Genomic DNA, 16,549 nt, shown 5'->3' with positions numbered 1-16,549 from the left:
CCCGGTGTTCGCGGTTTCTCGGCCCAGGGACGCCGGGCCGGGACGAACTCGACACCCCCGCCGGAATCCGTGCGGCACCCCGTCGATACTGGTGACCGGACTGACACGACCCCTTTTTCGGATTGGACGACCCGGTGCTCGACCACGCGGTTATCGACTCGCTGTTTCCCGCCGACCTGCCGGAGCCGGAGCACTGGGAGCGACGCTACCCCGCACGCGAGCTGCCAGAGGGCGCCGAGGTCACCCGCTTCGGGCCGTCGCCGACCGGTTTCGTGCACATCGGCGGCGTCTACGTCGCCATGATCGACAAGGACGTCGCCGCCCGCTCCGGCGGCAGCTACGTCGTGCGGGTCGAGGACACCGACCAGTCCCGCGAGGTCGGCGGGGCGCTGGAGCAGTTCGCGCGCGCCTTCGACTACTTCCGCATCCAGCCCACCGAGGGCGAGGGCCCCGGCGGCGACTACGGCCCCTACCACCAGTCGGCCCGCGAGCGGATCTACCTGAGCTACGTGCGTGACCTGCTGCGCCAGGGCCGCGCCTACCTGTGCTTCGCCACCCGCGACGAGCTGGCCGACATCACCGCCCGCCAGCAGGCGTCCAAGGTCCCGCCCGGCTACTACGGCCGCTGGGCGATCTGGCGTGACGCCGACGAGCAGCGGGTGCGCGCCGCGCTGGCCGAGGGCCTGCCCCACGTCGTGCGGTTCCGCGCGCCGGACGACGCCACCGGGGCGCGGGTCCGGTTCACCGACGAGATCCGCGGCGAGCTGGAGCACGAGGCCAACCGCAACGACGTGGTGATCCTCAAGTCCTCCGACCAGCCCGTCCGGCTGCCCACCTACCACTTCGCGCACGCCGTCGACGATCACCTGATGCGCACCACGCTGGTCATCCGGGGCGAGGAGTGGATCTCCTCGGTGCCGCTGCACCTGCAGCTGTTCGCGGCGTTGGGCTTCGAGGTCCCCCGCTACGCGCACATCGCGCCGCTGATGAAGCAGATCTCCGGCGGCAAGCGCAAGCTGTCCAAGCGCAAGGACCCCGAGGCGTCGGTCGACTTCTACATCGGCGCCGGCTACCCCGCCGACGCCGTCCTCTACTACCTGCGCGGCCTGGCCAACGGCCGGCTGGCCGAGCTGCCGCTGGCCCAGGCGCTCGACGAGCCGATCCGGCTCGCCGAGTGCGGGGTCGCCGGCCCGCTGGTCGACCTGGTCAAGCTGGAGGACATCTCCGCCGACCACATCGCCACCCTCACCGGCGAGCAGATCGTGGCGGCGCTGCGCCCGTGGGCCGCCGCGCACGACCCGGAGATCGTGACCGTCCTGGACGCCAACCCCGACCTCGCGCTGGCGGCGCTGGCCGTGGAGCGGGTCGGCGTGGACAACCCGCGCAAGGACCTGCGCAAGTGGTCGGACTTCCGCCCGGCGTACGGGTTCTTCTTCACCGAGCTGTTCGAGCCGGTGACCGACCCGGCCGACGAGCGGTTCGGCGGCCTGGACCCGCAGCTGGTCCGGTCGTTCCTCACCGACTTCGCCGATGGCTACCAGCCGCTGGCCGACGGCGGCGAGTGGTTCGACCAGATCCGCCAGCTCGCGACCAAGTACAACTTCGCCCCGAGCCCCAAGGAACACAAGAAGAACCCGGGCACCTACCCCGGTTCGATCCGCGAGGCGGCGACCATGGTCCGGGTGGCGCTCACCGGGTCGACCCGCAGCCCCGACCTGCACGCGGTGGCCACCACGCTGGGCACCGACGAGGTCCGCCGCCGGCTACGCGCCGTCTGAGCCAGGCAGGGTCAGCGGCAGGGTCATCGTTCCCCGCCCGACGATCACGGCCGTCCCGCCGACGACGACCTCGGTGAGCCGGCCCTGGTCGCGGGTGGCGCTGCCGTGCAGCAGGCTCGGCCGGCCCATGGCCACACCCTGGTCGACCCGCACCCGGTGCACGCCGTCGCGCCCGCCGCGCTGGGCGAGGCTGGCGACCAGCGCCGCGACCGCCGACCCGGTGGCCGGGTCCTCCTCGACACCGGCGTCGGGCGCGAAGCTGCGGGCGTAGAGGGCGCCATCCTCACCGGCGAGGACGTAGAGGAACGGTGACCAGGCGTCGGCCAGGCCGCGTGCCCAGGCGGCGCGGTCGAACACGGCCCGGTCCACCCACTCGCGGCCGGTGAGCCGCACGAAGGTGAACCCGAGGCCGACGCCGGCCCACCAGGTGTCGGCGACGGCGTCGGCCGGCAGCGACAGCGCCCGGGCGACCACCGCCGGCGAGGGTCGCTCCGGCGGCGCCTGGTAGACCGGTGAGCGCAGGTGCAGCCGGATCATCGGCCCGTCGAAGCTGATGTGCACCGGCCCGACCCCCTCCTCGAGGACGAGGTCACGTTCGGTGCCAGCGGCGGCCAGCACGGCGGCCGTGCCGATCGTGGGGTGGCCGGCGAAGGGCAGTTCCCTGGCCGGGGTGAAGATCCGGACCCGGCAGGTGTTGGCCGGGTCGGCCGGCGGCAGCACGAAGGTGGTCTCGGAGAAGTTGAACTCGCGGGCCAGCCGCTGCATGGTGACCGGGTCGACCTGGCGGGCGTCGGGGAACACGGCGAGTTGGTTTCCGCCGAAGGGGCGGTCGGTGAACACGTCAACCAGGGTGAAATCGACATCCATGGGAGTATCCTGGTCGATTGTTCCCGCTCCGGCGGGATGAATATCCACAATAGATTTTTGCCGGGAAATGATAGGGTGAAACTGGTGCGCCGGGAAGCCTGGTCGGCAACAGGAGTTCAGCGCGTCCAGGCTTGGGGTGTCCATGGAACTGTGGCTCGTCTGGCTGGTACTCGCCGTGGTGCTCGGTGTCGTGGAGATCTTCACCCTCACCGCGGCCCTCGGTGTGCTCGCCGGTGCCGCGCTCGTTCCGGCGGTACTCGCGGCCATCGGCCTGCCACTGCCGGTGCAGCTGGTGGTGTTCGCCGCGGCGGCGACCGTCGGTGTCGGGTTGGTCCGGCCGGTCGCGTTGCGCCACATGAGCCAGCCGCAGCTCGAACGTTTCGGCGTCGACGCGCTGGTCGGCAAGGTCGCCTACGTCGTGCGCGAGGTGAGCGACCGTGACGGCCTGGTGCGCATCGACGGCGAGGAATGGACGGCGCGCGCCTTCGACGAGTCGACCGTGATCCCGGTCGGCGAACCGGTCGACGTCATGCGCATCAGCGGGACAACGGCCTATGTCTACCCCCGGGAGTGAACGATGGACATCCTCTCGCCGCTGATCATCGCGAGCCTGCTGGTCGCGTTGCTCGTGGTGTTCACCGTGATCCGCGCGGTGCGCATCGTGCCGCAGGCGCGGGCACGCAACGTGGAACGCCTGGGTCGTTACCACCGCACGCTGCAACCCGGCCTGAACTTCGTCATCCCCTACATCGACCGGGTCTACCCGGCGATCGACCTGCGCGAGCAGGTGGTGTCCTTCCGGCCGCAACCGGTCATCACCGAGGACAACCTGGTCGTGGAGATCGACACGGTGCTGTACTTCCAGGTCACCGACCCGCGCGCGGCGGCCTACGAGATCGCCAGCTACCTGCGGGCGGTTGAGCAGCTGACCGTCACGACGCTGCGCAACGTGGTCGGCTCGATGGACCTGGAACGCGCGCTGACCTCCCGCGACACGATCAACAGCCAGCTGCGCGGCGTCCTGGACGAGGCGACGGGGAAGTGGGGAATCCGGGTCAACCGCGTCGAGATCAAGGCGATCGATCCGCCGAAAACCATCAAGGACGCCATGGAGAAGCAGATGCGCGCCGAACGCGACAAGCGCGCCGCGATCCTGGCGGCCGAGGGCCAACGCCAGTCCCAGATCCTCACCGCCGAGGGCGACAAGCAGTCGGCCGTGCTGCGCGCGGAGGGCAACCGCACCGCCCGCATCCTCAAGGCCGAGGGCGAGGCCAAGGCGATCGACGAGGTGTTCCAGGCGGTGCACCGCAACGATCCCGATCCGAAGCTGCTCGCCTACCAGTACCTGCAGACGTTGCCGCAGTTGGCGCAGGGCCAGGGCAACACGTTCTTCGTGATTCCCAGCGAGGTGACCGCCGCGTTGGGCAGCGTGTCCCGCGCGTTCGCCGAGTCGCTGCCCCAGTCCCCGGCCACCCGCCCCCCGGCGGCGGCCGACGAACTCACCAGCGCCCAGGCGGCCGACGACGCCGCCCAGGCCGCGGAGGCCGCGGCCGAGGCCGTCGCCGACGCGGCGGATGTGCGCGATCGACCCCAGTGACCGGGCGGGTCGCCGTAGAGTGAGCGCACTGACACCGCGGTGACACTGGGGGTCGGATGCACACCAGCCCACTGCCGCCGTCGCCGGACCCGGCCGTCGAGGCCGCCCGGATCAACCGCAACGGCGCGATCATCGCCGCCGTGATCACGGCGCTGGTCACGGCGGTCGCGACCGGCACCGGCGCGTTCCTCCTGGGTCGCGAACGAGGCGAGTCAACCGCGTCGGCCGCCACCGTCACGGTCACGGCCACGGCCGTCCACACCGAGACCGCCACGGTCACCGCCGGCCAGGCCGACGTCCCGAACAACTCCGCCCCGCCCGCCCAACCCGGCCCGACGACGCTGCTCGACCTGGCGCCCCTGGAGCCGGACGGGGAGTGGCGGGTGGAGGACCGGAAGGTCAACACCAAGGAGTACGAGGACGCCCTCACCGCGCCCCTGGACGACTGCAGCGGCAACACCGTCAGCCAGACCTACCAGATCGACCGGAAGTACCAGCGTTTCCGGGCCGAGGTCGGCCTCACCGACGACTCCGGCAGCGACGCACGCGTGGAGATCCAGTTCCTCGTCGACAACACACCGAACCAGCCGGCCACCGTCACGATCGGCCCCGGCACGCTCGAACAGGTCGACGTGGACATCTCCAACGCCTTCCGCATCACCATCGCCGCCCAGACCGAACGCAACTGCACGGGCGACTACGCGGCGACCGTCGCCTGGCTCAACACGTCACTGACCTGACTGTCGACTGTGGACGTGTCGGCCACCGGCCTCCCGGCCCGCCGCTCCTTCACGGCACGCTCCGCCCCGCACCGCCAAGCCCCACGCGGCACGCCCTCTCAGGCACGTCGCGAAGGTGCGCGCCGCCCCTTCCCGCGCGGGGATCCGCCCGCGCGGCAGTGCGGTGAACCCGACCGCCAAGCGACGTGGCGAGTCCCCGTCTGCGCATCAACGTGGCGAGCCCCCGGCCCGGGTGGGTCCACGCCCGCCCGGCAACGCGATGAGCCCCGCCCACACAGAACGTGGTGAGCCCTCGCCAGCGCCACCAACCCCAGCCCCCGACCAGCTTCCCCGAGCCCCGCCGGCAGGTGCGAACGCAAACCCCTCCGCCCACACCCTCCCGCCGCCGCCAAGGGGGACCCCTTGATTCAAGGGTAGTCGCGTGCACCGACTGTTCCGGGCCGCGGCGGCGAGTTGTCCACAGGGTTGGCGCCGCGACTGGCGCGGCGCCGCACCCCTTGCCCCGACGCTCTACCGCGGACCGGCGGCGAGCAGGTCCTTCGTCGGTCCGTGTCGTACCTCGCCGCCGTGTGTGACGCAGCATCCGGCGACGATCTCGTCCTCGAAGTCCGGTACCAGGTAGTCCCCGGAACGCAGCAGCAGCAACAGGTTCACCACGTTGGCCGAGTACAGCTGACTCGCCTGCCCTGGCAGTTGGCTCGGCACGTTCTGTCCGCCGATGACCGTGGCCGAGCCGATGGTGACCTCTTCTCCCGGTTTGACGCCCTCGACGTTGCCGCCGCCTTCGGCCGCGAGGTCGACGACGACCGATCCGTGGCGCATGCCCGCGACCATTTCGGCGGTGACCAGCAGCGGCGCGGTCCGGCCGGGCACGGACGCGGTGGTGATCAGCACGTCGGCGTCGGCCACGTGGGGGGCCAGGAGTTCGCGCTGGAGCCGGGAGCGTTCGTCGGTCATCTCCCTGGCGTAGCCGCCGGATCCCTCCAGCGCCGGCAGTTCGAGTTCGATGAAGTCCGCTCCGAGGCTGCGGACCTCGTCGGCGGAGGCGGCGCGGACGTCGTAGGCGCGGACGACGGCTCCGAGCCGGCGGGCGGTGGCGATGGCCTGTAGTCCGGCGACTCCGGCGCCGAGCACGAGGACCCGTGCGGGCGGGATGGTTCCGGACGCGGTCATCGACAGCGGCAGGAACCGGGGCAGGCGTTCGGCGGCGAGCAGCGCCGCCCGGTATCCGGCGACGAACGACTGCGAGGACAGCGCGTCCATCGGCTGGGCCCGGGAGATCCGGGGCACCAGTTCCATGGCCAGCGAGGTGGCCCCGGCGTCGCGCAGGGCGGCGACCAGTTCCAGTTCCTGCGTGGCCGGCAGGAAGGACACGGTGATCGCGTGCGGCGCCAGTGCCCGTACCTGGCGTGCGGTCAGTGGTTGGACCGAGAGCACCGCGCCGGCTCCCGCCAGTGCGTCCTCGGTGATCTCTGCTCCGGCGTCTCGGTAGTCGTTGTCGGTGAACCCCGCGGCGCGGCCGGCGTCCGGCTCGACGGCGACCTGTAGGCCTGCCTCGGTGAGCCGGGAAACCTGGCCGGGGACGAGCGCGACCCGGCGCTCGTGCGGCCTCGTCTCATGAACTGTGGCGATCTTCACACTCGACACCATAACCGCCGGACAGCCCCCACCACACCACCCGATTCGTAATGTCCACTTAGGACATCACGGTGGTGCGCCAGGTCATCGACACGGCCGTGCCGTACTCGTCGGTCGAGATCTCGGTGTGGTCGGGCAGCTCCCGGATCAGCGGAAGCCCGTGACCAGGCCCGATGACCCGCTCCCCACCCTCGTCCCACTGCCCGTGGTCGGCGACGGTCACCGTCAGCTTCCGCCCGGACAGGCTCACGTCCAGTTCCAGTACACCGTGGGTCCCGCTCGGGTAGGCGTGCAGCACCGCGTTGGCCATCGCCTCGTACGCCGCGAGCCCGATGTCGCCCACCAACTCGGCCGGGACGTGCTCGGCACGCGCCCACCGCATCAACTCCCGCCGCAGCGCGGTCGCCAGCTCCACCGAGGCCGTGCCCCGGCGGCGCAGCACCCCACGCTGACCCATACATCCCGGGTACCCCGGCCCCCGACGGGTTGAACCCCGGCCGCCCGGCTTCCGTATCAGTTCGTGTGACGCGTCCATCCGTACTCGTCCCGTGCCTGGTCGCCGCCGTGCTGGCGGTGGGGGGCTGCGCCGGCGAGCTGACCGAGCGGGACAGGCAGGCCGCCGCCGCCTACAACGACCACCGGGGCGGCTCGGGCCACGGCGCCGGCACGCCGACCACGGCCGCCGCGCTGCCGTCCGAGCCGCTCACCTGGCGCCAGCTCGCGCACACGGTCGGCTGCCAGGCCACGCTCCAGGGCCACACGTCCGACTTCCGCCAGGCGTCGTGTGTCAAGGACGGCGACGCGTTCGTCTTCCTGGACTTCGACACCGCGCGGGGTCAGCGCGACTGGTTGGAGTACGCGGTGCTCTACGGCGGGATCTACCTGTCCGGCGACCGTTGGGTGCTCTCCGGCGACTCCCGCGAGTACATGGAGAGCCTGCGCGAGGAACTCGGCGGCGGCATCGAGGGAACCGGCGAACACGGCGGCTCGTGACCCGGCGTTCCCCCTAATCCGGACTCGACCGTTCGGCCCAGTGCCCGCGCCGTTCGCGGCGGCGGGGACGCCCCGTTCGGACCCGAAAACACCGTGGCGTGACGCGGCGACGCGGCGGTCGCGGGTGTCCCGCTGGACAGGATCTTGTGTCCGTCAGCGCGCGTCGGGGATCATACTTTTCTCTCCGTAACCGGAAGGTTGCGGAACGCCAAGATCTGGTTCTCGGGCATAGGGTGATGGACATGTCGGCAACGCTGCGCGCTCCAGCCGGCCGGTCGCACAGACCATGACCACGGCTGATGGGGGCTGGGGGCCGGGAGCGACGGTACTGGGCGGTTTCACGGTCGTGCGCGAGCTCGGCCACAGCGGCTACTGGGACCTCGCCCTGGTCCGGGACGAGCACGGTGACAGGCACGCCGTCCGGCGGGTCGTCGTCGGTGATCTCGTTGCGCAGCAACGTTTCCTGGCCGAGGTGGAGCGCTGGCAGCGGCTGCCGGCGCATCCGCACCTTGCCGCCTGCCGGTTCGTGCGCACCCTCGACGACGAGGTGTTGGTGTTCAGCGAGTACGCCGAGGGCGGTTCACTGGCCGACCGGATCCGCGACGGCGACCTCTACACCGGCGGCGACGTGACGACCCTGCTGCGGATCGCCGTCGAGACCGCCTGGGGGCTCGACGCCGCGCACACGATGGGCCTGCCGCACCTGGACGTGCGGCCGGCGAACGTGGTGTTCACCGCCGGGGGCACCGCCAGGATCACCGGGTTCGGCGCCCCGCGCGAACCCGACCACCTGCGCCAGCTCGACGGCGACGGCTCGATCCGGGCCGCCCCCGAGGGTGCCTACGCCGCCCCGGAACAGGCAGAGGACCAGCCGGTCGGCCGCGACGCCGACGTCTGGAGCTGGGCGGTCACCGTGCTGGAGATGTTCGCCGGTGAGCGGACCTGGCCCTCGGGCGCGCTGGCCGACGCCGTGCTGGAGCAGTTGGCCGAGCACGACCGGTGGCGGGTGCCGATGCCGCGACCGGTGGTCGAGGTGCTGGCGGCGTGCCTGCGGTTCGACCCGGGCGCCCGGCCGCGGTCGTTCGCCGACATCGCCGGCACGCTCACCGATCTGGCCGCCGACCTCGGGCTGACCGGCTGGTCGCCGCCGTCACGGCCCTCGGTGCTCCACCAGCCGCCCCATCTGGGCTGGGGCGATCCGCGCGCGTGGCTCACCCTCGCCTACGAGACCGCCGGGCTGGACCCGAGGACGGCGTCGGTGTTCTGGCCGGGTCACGGCGGCCCGCCCAACGAGGACCTGCGCGCGTTCGCGGTCGCCCGGCGGGTGCTCGACCAGGCCGGTGCCCCGGTCTGGACCCGCGCCCGGCTGCGGGCCGACACCGGCCGGGCCGCGTTGTGGGCCGGTGACCTGATGACCGGGGTGGCGAACCTGCGGGCGTGCGCGGATCTGTTGGCCGGGCGCGAGGACGAGGGTTCCCGGCTGCTGCTGGCGACCGTGCTGACCGAGTTGGCGGTGGCGGTGCGCGGCGGCGAGGACCCCGGCCCGCTGCACCAGCGGGCGATCGCGGTGGCCGAGGAGCTCAAGGACCACCCGGAGGTGCTCGGTGCGGCGCTGCTGGCCGCCGCCGGCGGCCTCGGCGAGCACGGTCTCTACGACCAGGCCGGCGCCGCGTTCGAGCGGGCCGGAGACCAGGCCGGGGTCGTGGCCGCCGCGCTGGCCGGGGCGAAGTCCCTGCACGCCGCCGGGCTGACCGGCCGGGCCGGTGAGGCGCTGGCCGCCATCCACCCGCCGGACGAGGCCCTCGCCGGGCTGGTGGCGTTGGAACGGGCGGTGCTGGCCGGCACCCCGGCCGAGGCGCTGGCCGCCGCGAACACCGCCGTCGACCTGCTGGGTCCGCTGGTCGACGGGCACGGCCGGCATGAGCTGGCCGGCGACCTCGGCCGCGCCTGGTTGATCACCGGCCGCGCCCATGAGCGGCTCGAACGGCCCCGGCCGGCGCTGGCGGCCTACCGGTCGGCGCGGACGATGCTGGCCGCGGCGGTCGTCCGCGAGGGCCAGACGGGGTTGGCCGGCGAGCTGGCCTCGGCCTTCGACCGCGAGGCGACGCTGGTGCGCGAGCAGGACGGCGCCGGGGCCGGCGCGGCGGTCGCCGGGCGGGCGGCGGAGCTGTGGCAGCGGCTGGCCGATCTCGGTGGCCCGCGTCCGTGGACCGACGAGCTGGCGACCGCGCGGGAGCGGTTCGGGGTGGCGCTGGGGGCCGCCGGGGACTCCGACGGCGCGCGGGCGCAGTTCGAGGAGGTGCTGCGGCTGCTGCCGGAGTCGGAGCTGGGGTCCTCGGCCGCGCGGCGGGAGTTGGCGGCGATGGCCCACCGCCAGCTGGGGGTGCTGGCCCGTCGGGGCGGTGAGCCGATCCGCGCGTGCGGGCACCACCAGCACGCGTTGCACCTGCTGGCCGACGCGGGGGCGTCGGGCTACGCCAGGGTGTTGGTGCTGGACAGTCTCGGCGGTGCGCTCGCCGACGCCGGGCATCTCGACGAGTCGGTGCAGGTGTTCCAGCAGTCGGCCGAGGAGCTGGACCTGTTGGTGCGGCGCGGGGTGCGCGGCGCCGAGGACCTGGCGGCCTCGCACCGGCGGCTGGCCAACGCGCTGCTCGACCTCGGTGAGTTCGCCTCGGCGGCCGACGCGGCCCGTACCGGCCTCGGGCACTACGAGCGGCTGATCGCCCTTGGCCGCACCGACCTGGCCGAACCGGCGGCCCGGCTGCGGGCCTCCCGGGGCTACGCCTGCCATTTGATGTCCGATGTGGACGGTGCGCTGGCCGAGCTCGGCGCGGCGATGGCGGTACTGGGCGGTGACCCGGTGGTGGCCGGCAAGCTCGCGGCCAAGCTGGCGGCGCTGCGCACGGTGGCCGGGCTCGGTCCCGGCGACCTGCCGGCGTGGTTCGGCACCCAGGCCGAGGCGCTCACCTCGGCTTCGGCGCTGGCCAGGGCGGGCCGCACGCGGGAGGCGTCGCGGCAGGTGGAGGAGATCCTGGGTGGGTTGGGCTGGCTGATCCGGGTGCTGCCGACCGAGCAGGGGTACGCGATGTGCGGGCAGGCCGGCATCCACCTGGGAATGTCGGCGTTGCACGCGCGGCGCAACGGCGCGGCCCACCACGGCTTCGTGGTGGCGGTGGACTGTTACTCCGTCCTGGTCGACAACGGACTGCACCAGTACCTGGAGGACTGGGCGCGGGCGCACGTCGGGCTGGCCTCGCTGCTGACCGTGCTGGGGGACGACGAGGGCGCGGACGACGTGGTCACCGAGTTGCTGGCGAACCTGGCCGACATCGACCAGAGCGCGGTGCCGGAGTGGCGGTCCCGGGCCGGACGGGCGGTCGCGGAGATGCGGGTGACCCGCAGTTAGGACCGCATCCTCCGAAAGTGGTCACCCTAATGGGTTAACTGTGCGGAAATTGTACAAAGAATTTGCCTCCGCCGGAGCGCATCAGCAGAGTAACGGGTGCGGCATTCACGACCGCGACCGAGCACCAAAGGGCAATGAGGACCGTGACGGCGCACAACGACGACGTCGACCCGGTTCCGGCGGAATTCGCGAGTTTCTACCGGGACACGGTACGGCGCACCTTCGGGATCGCCCATCTGATGGCCTGCGGGGACCGGCGGATCGCCCGCACGGCGACCCAGCACGCCTACGAGCGCCTCCTGCGCCGCTGGCGATCCACCCATCTCCTGTCCCCGCAGGACAAAACCCGGCACGCGACCGGCCTGGCGGTCCGCGCGGTCGCCGACGCCGACCCCGCTGTCGGCGCACCGGACGAATCGCGCGGGGAGACCTCCGGGGACGAGTCGGCGACCGAACTGGTCGCGCTGCTGCCGCCCGCCGGCCGCGCCGTCGCGATCCTGTCCTGCCTGGAGGAATGCTCCACCGAGGAGATCGCCGGAGTTCTCGACGTCACCGAATCGGAGATCATCGCCCAGACCGATCACATTCGGATAGTGCTCAAGCCCCCGACCGTGCGCCGGGCCCACGACGAGGACCGCCCGCCGCCCTTCGACGTCGAGGCCGGCCTGAACGACCTGCTCGACCGCACCGCCGCCCGCCCCGACTGGCGTGACCTGGACGGGCGGGACCGCAACTCCGCGTGTCTGATCGCCGCACGTCAGGGTGACCGGGACGCGTTCACCGCCCTGGTCCGCGACCTGTCCCCGCTGGTCTGGCACGTCGCCAGGGGCAACGGTCTTGCCCACGCCGAGGCCGAGGACGTGAACCAGACCGTGTGGCTCGCGCTGCTGCGCAGCCTCGACCGGCTCGCCGACCCGCGCGCGCTGGCCGCCTGGCTGATCACCACCACGCGGCGCGAGGCGCACCGGCTGCGCCGTCTGGAGGGCCGCGTCGTCGAACTGGGCGACGCCGGTGCCACCGACCTGCCGGCGCCGGACCCGTCTCCCGAGGACGAGGCCCTGCGCCACGACCGCGACCAGACACTGTGGACGGTCTTTCGCCGGTTGAGCCCGCGCTGCCAGGAGATGCTGCGGCTGACCGTGCTCGCCGGCCGCGCCGAGTACCGCGCGGTGGCCGAGGCGCTGCACATGCCGGTCGGCGGTATCGGCCCGACCAGGGGCCGGTGCCTCAAGACGCTGCGGGAGTACTACGAGCGCGAGACCGGCCGCTGATCCAGCACGTCGTCCAGTTCGGTCAGCAGGCGTGCCTTCGTCCGCGCGCCGACGACGCTGTGCACCGGGCGGCCGTCGCGGAACAGGATCATCGTCGGCACCGCGAGCACCTGGTACTCCCGGGTGGTCGCCGGGTTCCCGTCGCTGTTGATCTTGCGGACGGCGAGGTCGCGCTCGTGCTCGATCTCGGCCAGGACCGGGTCGAGCATCCGGCACGGCTGGCACCAGGTCGCCCAGAACTCGACCAGCACGGGCCCCTCGCGCCCGAGCACCTCGGCGGCGAACGTGTCGTCGGTGACCGGCTCAGGCACGACCGACCACCACGCACGGGTCGACGAAGCCGTCGCGGCGGGTGAGCGCGTCACCGAGCTTGCCGGCCAGCTCCGCCCGCACGGCGCCCAGCCGTTCCAGACAGGCGTCGACCTCGGCGAGCTTGCGCCGGTAGACCTCGATCGAGTCGCCGCACGAGTCGCCGCTGTCGTGGCCGGCGCGCAGACACTCGACGAACGGCCGGGTGTCCTCCAGCGTCAGGCCGACCGTGCGCAGCGTCTGGATCTCGTTGACCAGCCGCAGATCGTCCTCGCCGTACTCGCGATACCCGTTGGCGCCGCGCCGCGCGGTCAGCAGTCCCTGGGTCTCGTAGAACCGCAGTGCTCTGGTGGTGGTGCCCGCACGCCGGGCAAACTCCCCGATTCGCATGTCGCCGAGGGTAGACATTGACGCGCGCGTCAAGGCAAGCACAACCGCGCCAGCCGCACGAGCGCCAGCGCCGACCCGAGCACCACGACCGCCACCGCGAGTTGCCCGAGATCGGGGGTGAACCGCAGGATCTGCCGCAGGCTCAGCCCCACCACCGCCGGCAGCACCACCCCGGCGCCCACCGCGCACACCGCCCCGACGCCGCCCCACGCCACCGCCACCGGCCAGGACCTTCGGCGCCGCCGGACCAGCCGCCACCCGCCGAGCCCGACCGCCCCGGCCAACGCCGCCACCAGCGCCCCGACCCCGGCCAGCACCGCCACCTGGGTCGAGGACTCATCGACCGGCGCCGGCGTGCCGCCAAGGGCGATGGTCAGCGCGCCGAACGCGGCGGCGTTGAGCTGCTCGTCGACCAGCGGTGACCAGGCGTTCTGCTGCACGGCGACCGCCAGGTCGCGCTCCGGCGCGGCGATCACCACGGTGTGGTAGCCGGCGACCGCCCCGGCGTGCCAGACGATCTCGGTGTCCGTGCCGGACAGTGTGCCGACCCGCCAGCCGAGCCCGTAGCGTCCGCCGAGCGCGCGCGGCCCACCCCGGCTCAGCTCCGCGCGCAGGGCCGGCGACAGGAACTCGCCCCCGCCCAGCAGCGGCCGGGCCAGGTGCGCGAGATCGGTGACACTGCCGGCCAGGTAGCCGTAGGGGACGCCGGAGTCGTCGAAGCGCCAGGGCGCCGGCCGGACGGTGCCGAAGTAGTACTCGTGGCCCGGCGGCAGGGACACCTCGGCGGTGCGCGCGTCGGCGATCGCGTCGGCGAGGTCCAGCGGGGTGAACACCTCCCGGTCGAGGAACCGCGCGAAGGTCAGGCCGGTGACCTCCTCGGCGAGCGCGCCGAGGATGGCGGCGTTGGCCGGGTTGTAGCGGTGGCGCTCGCCGGGGGCGGCCTCGGGCTCGACGTCGGCGAGGCTGTCCACCCAGCGCCGCAGCGCGCCGGGGTCGTTGTCGTCGCGGTCGGCGCGGGCGTAGCCCTCGTCGGCGGGCAGGCCGCTGGTCTGGTGGAGCAGGTGGCGCACGGTGATCCGCCGGGCGTGGTCCTGGTCGGCCAGCCGTAACCACGGCAGGTGGTCGATCACCGGGTCGTCCAGGCCGATCGTGCCGGCGTCGACCAGTCGCAGGATGCCCAGGGCGGTCACGGACTTGGCCACCGAGCCGAAGCCGACGGGGGTGCGCGGGGTCATCGGCCGGCCGTTCCCGTCGACGCCCCAGGCGTTCCGCGCGACGATCCGCTCGCGGTCGGTCAGCACGTAGGACAGGCCGGGAACCTCGGTGGCCACCCTCCGTTCGGTCAGGAACCTCTCGACATCGCCGGGAGTGCCGCCGGGAGTGCCGGGGGCGAGCGGCGCGACGGCCAGCAGCACGGCGACCAGATACGAAACCATATGCTCATACTGGTTTCAATATGGACATATTGTCAACCGTACGGAGATACTGTCGCCGATGGCCACCGAGGAGTACCACGAGCAACGCCGGGCCCAGATCGCCGAGGCGGTCGAACGACTGGTCGCCGCGGGCGGCCTGGACGGGGCGACCGTCGCCAGGACGGCGGCCGAGGCCGGCGTGTCCGTCGGGCTGGTGCAGCACTACTTCGCCAGCAAGGACGACATGCTGCGCTACGCGTACACGCGGGTCACCGCGCGCGCGATGGACCGGGTCGACCGGCGGTCGCGGGAGATCGAACAGCACCACGGCACGATCCGCCAGGCCGTGCGCGACGGCCTGTGCGAGCGGCTGCCCCTGGACGAGGACCGGCGGGCGCACTGGCGGGTGTCGTTCGCCTTCGCCGCGCGGGCGGTGGACCGGCCGGACCTGGCGGCGGTGCGCAACGAGACCGAGGCGGCGATCCGCGCCCGGCTGGCCGAGGGCATCGGCCACGGCCACGAGTGCGGCGAGGTCCCCGAGGACGTCGACCCGCAGACCTCGGCGGTGTGGCTGATGGCCGCCGTCGAGGGACTCGGCCTGCACGTCTGCCTCGGCGCCGTACCGGCGGCGGCCGCCCTGGAAACGTTGGAGCGCAACGTGATGGCGGTCTTCCCCGGCCGGTGCCGCCAACACGACTGAGGGGCGGGCCCGCTCCGGGCCCGCCCCTCAGGGTCTTGCGTTGGTGCTAGCTCACGCCTGGTTGTCGGCCCGGCCGCGGCGGCGAACCACGACCATCAGCACGACACCGCCGGCGAGCAGCACGCCGCCGATGCCCAGCGGAATCGCGATGCTGGCACCGGTCTCGGCCAGCGGCTCGTCGGCCGGGGCGGCCTCCGGCGGGGCCTCCTCGGTGATCTCCTGGACCGGCGGGGCCGGCTCGGAGGTGGTCGGCGCCGGCTCGGACGGGGTCTCGGTCGGCTCCGAGGGCTCCGGCGGGGTCGTCGGCTGGACGCAGGCGGCGATGGTGGCCGACTCGGTCACCGACCAGCCCTTGTTGCCCTCCGGGTCGTCCCAGGCGTCGACCTTGACCGACACGGCGTGCTCGACCGACGGGTCGAGGTCACCGTAGGTCTTCTCGAAGCTCTTGCCGAACTCCTGCTTGTCGGCCTCGGTGCCGTCGATGGTGACGGTGACGGTGTTGGCCTGCTTGTCGTTGTACTGGGTCAGCACGACCTTCGCCCACGAGCCGTCGTCGGCACAGTCCGAGGCGATCTTGGGGGTGTGCGCGCTGGCGGTGCCAGCCATGCCGATGAGCGCGACGGACGCGACGACGCTGACGCCGAAAGCGCCGGCAGCGGCGCCGAACCGGCGGCGAGAGGTCGAGTTGAGTGCCATGGATGCCTCCGGCAGGAAAAGTTGTTTGCCCCACGTTGCGGACCGCTGGCAACGATCAACAACCACGATGGGGTGACAGAGTATCCACTCTCCGCCAGCAGCTCGCACCGGGTCACCCACCCACGGTGTAGTTGATCAGGCGTGATCACCCGTATGGGTAAACAGGCGCCAAAAAAGGCCGGTCACGACCGTTGCGCCGGGGGGGAGCGCGTGGTCGTGACCGGCCGGGTGGGCCAGTGCGCCTACCTGGAAGGCGACTGACCAGGTCGGATATTGGTGGTCGGCTGGTCGACCGGGTGGTCGGCCGGCACGGCGTGCCGGGGCCCGGTGTCGACCGTTCCGGTCATCTGGCCGTGGTGCTCCTCCTGGAGCTGCCCGGCGAGCTCGTCCCGCTCGGCGGCCGCGGACCTGGCCTGCTGCCTGGCTTCCTTGTAGCGGGCGCGGTTGAGCCGGTTACGCCGGCCCGCGCGCATGATCATCGAGATTCCGAAGAGGAACACCAGTCCCACCACGATGCCCGCGATGAACGCCTGCATCAGGTTCACGTCCCCGATGTTCCATCCGAACAGGGACACGGTCTCCGTGGTGCCGCCACTGTTGTAGGCGATCAACAGGGCGGCCGCGGCGACACTGACCACCACCAGCAGCACACCGAGGATCAGCAGCATGGCTCCAGCACCTCCAAGTTCAGCACTCCGATGACAGCGAGTACCCGCGAGGCGCCGCGTTCAACCACCCACCCACTGATC

At 72.5% G+C, this 16,549-nt stretch carries 16 protein-coding genes; 8 read left to right on the top strand and 8 right to left on the bottom strand.

What is annotated here, in order from left to right; genetic code table 11:
- Positions 1-134: 134 nt before the first annotated feature.
- On the top strand, positions 135-1,778 hold the full coding sequence (locus BLA60_RS12165) for a glutamate--tRNA ligase (RefSeq protein ID WP_075133014.1): 1,644 nt from the start codon (positions 135-137) through the stop codon (positions 1,776-1,778).
- Here the strand turns inward: BLA60_RS12165 and BLA60_RS12160 are convergent.
- Positions 1,764-2,645, bottom strand: a complete 882-nt coding sequence (locus tag BLA60_RS12160; RefSeq protein WP_075132913.1) for a PhzF family phenazine biosynthesis protein — start codon at positions 2,643-2,645, stop codon at positions 1,764-1,766. The genes BLA60_RS12165 and BLA60_RS12160 overlap by 15 nt on opposite strands.
- Before the next feature lie 142 nt (positions 2,646-2,787).
- On the opposite strand from BLA60_RS12160, the gene BLA60_RS12155 reads away from it, so the two are divergent.
- The 3 genes from BLA60_RS12155 to BLA60_RS12145 are packed head-to-tail and all read left to right on the top strand — an operon-like array spanning position 2,788 to position 4,982.
- Positions 2,788-3,219: an NfeD family protein gene (locus BLA60_RS12155; protein ID WP_075132912.1), complete on the top strand. Its 432-nt coding sequence runs from the start codon at positions 2,788-2,790 to the stop codon at positions 3,217-3,219.
- A 3-nt stretch (positions 3,220-3,222) separates the two neighbouring features.
- Complete coding sequence (locus tag BLA60_RS12150; RefSeq protein WP_075132911.1) at positions 3,223-4,242, top strand: SPFH domain-containing protein; 1,020 nt, start codon at positions 3,223-3,225, stop codon at positions 4,240-4,242.
- A gap of 56 nt (positions 4,243-4,298) precedes the next feature.
- A complete protein-coding gene (locus BLA60_RS12145; RefSeq protein ID WP_075132910.1) occupies positions 4,299-4,982 on the top strand; it encodes an NPCBM/NEW2 domain-containing protein in 684 nt (227 codons plus the stop codon).
- Positions 4,983-5,492: 510 nt separating this feature from the next.
- On the opposite strand, the gene BLA60_RS12140 is transcribed toward BLA60_RS12145, so the two are convergent.
- Together BLA60_RS12140 and BLA60_RS12135 are read right to left on the bottom strand one after the other, a co-directional pair.
- Positions 5,493-6,620, bottom strand: coding sequence for an NAD(P) transhydrogenase subunit alpha (locus BLA60_RS12140; protein WP_075133013.1), 1,128 nt, complete (start codon positions 6,618-6,620; stop codon positions 5,493-5,495).
- A gap of 58 nt (positions 6,621-6,678) precedes the next feature.
- Positions 6,679-7,077, bottom strand: a complete 399-nt coding sequence (locus BLA60_RS12135) for an ATP-binding protein (protein ID WP_075132909.1) — start codon at positions 7,075-7,077, stop codon at positions 6,679-6,681.
- A 65-nt stretch (positions 7,078-7,142) separates the two neighbouring features.
- Between BLA60_RS12135 and BLA60_RS12130 the strand changes: the two genes are divergently transcribed.
- From BLA60_RS12130 to BLA60_RS45455, 3 genes are all read left to right on the top strand, one after another.
- Positions 7,143-7,613, top strand: coding sequence for a hypothetical protein (locus tag BLA60_RS12130; protein ID WP_154814290.1), 471 nt, complete (start codon positions 7,143-7,145; stop codon positions 7,611-7,613).
- A gap of 286 nt (positions 7,614-7,899) precedes the next feature.
- Complete coding sequence (locus BLA60_RS12125) at positions 7,900-11,019, top strand: protein kinase (protein WP_084734858.1); 3,120 nt, start codon at positions 7,900-7,902, stop codon at positions 11,017-11,019.
- A gap of 674 nt (positions 11,020-11,693) precedes the next feature.
- A complete protein-coding gene (locus BLA60_RS45455; protein WP_245811952.1) occupies positions 11,694-12,290 on the top strand; it encodes an RNA polymerase sigma factor in 597 nt (198 codons plus the stop codon).
- Here the strand turns inward: BLA60_RS45455 and BLA60_RS12115 are convergent.
- Genes BLA60_RS12115 through BLA60_RS12105 form a run of 3 tightly spaced genes read right to left on the bottom strand, consistent with a single transcriptional unit; the run spans position 12,266 to position 14,425 of the window.
- Positions 12,266-12,601, bottom strand: a complete 336-nt coding sequence (locus BLA60_RS12115) for a thioredoxin family protein (RefSeq protein WP_075132906.1) — start codon at positions 12,599-12,601, stop codon at positions 12,266-12,268. The genes BLA60_RS45455 and BLA60_RS12115 overlap by 25 nt on opposite strands.
- Positions 12,594-12,989: a MerR family transcriptional regulator gene (locus BLA60_RS12110; protein ID WP_075132905.1), complete on the bottom strand. Its 396-nt coding sequence runs from the start codon at positions 12,987-12,989 to the stop codon at positions 12,594-12,596. The genes BLA60_RS12115 and BLA60_RS12110 overlap by 8 nt, the downstream gene beginning before the upstream one ends.
- A 29-nt stretch (positions 12,990-13,018) precedes the next feature.
- Complete coding sequence (locus tag BLA60_RS12105; protein WP_075132904.1) at positions 13,019-14,425, bottom strand: serine hydrolase domain-containing protein; 1,407 nt, start codon at positions 14,423-14,425, stop codon at positions 13,019-13,021.
- Positions 14,426-14,483: 58 nt separating this feature from the next.
- Here BLA60_RS12105 and BLA60_RS12100 point away from each other — a divergent pair, with 58 nt between their 5' ends.
- Positions 14,484-15,104, top strand: a complete 621-nt coding sequence (locus BLA60_RS12100) for a TetR/AcrR family transcriptional regulator (protein ID WP_075132903.1) — start codon at positions 14,484-14,486, stop codon at positions 15,102-15,104.
- A gap of 51 nt (positions 15,105-15,155) precedes the next feature.
- Here BLA60_RS12100 and BLA60_RS12095 read toward each other — a convergent pair whose 3' ends face one another.
- Both BLA60_RS12095 and BLA60_RS12090 read right to left on the bottom strand, forming a co-directional pair.
- Entirely contained in the window at positions 15,156-15,800 is a 645-nt protein-coding gene (locus tag BLA60_RS12095; RefSeq protein WP_075132902.1) for a hypothetical protein, read from the bottom strand.
- Positions 15,801-16,042: 242 nt separating this feature from the next.
- A complete protein-coding gene (locus BLA60_RS12090) occupies positions 16,043-16,468 on the bottom strand; it encodes a hypothetical protein (RefSeq protein ID WP_075132901.1) in 426 nt (141 codons plus the stop codon).
- Positions 16,469-16,549 lie beyond the last annotated feature (81 nt).

It is taken from the genome of Actinophytocola xinjiangensis, assembly GCF_001921215.1.
Lineage (GTDB): Bacteria > Actinomycetota > Actinomycetes > Mycobacteriales > Pseudonocardiaceae > Actinophytocola > Actinophytocola xinjiangensis.
The sequence above is the reverse complement of the archived record's forward strand: the minus strand, read 5'-3'. Positions and strand labels throughout refer to the sequence as shown.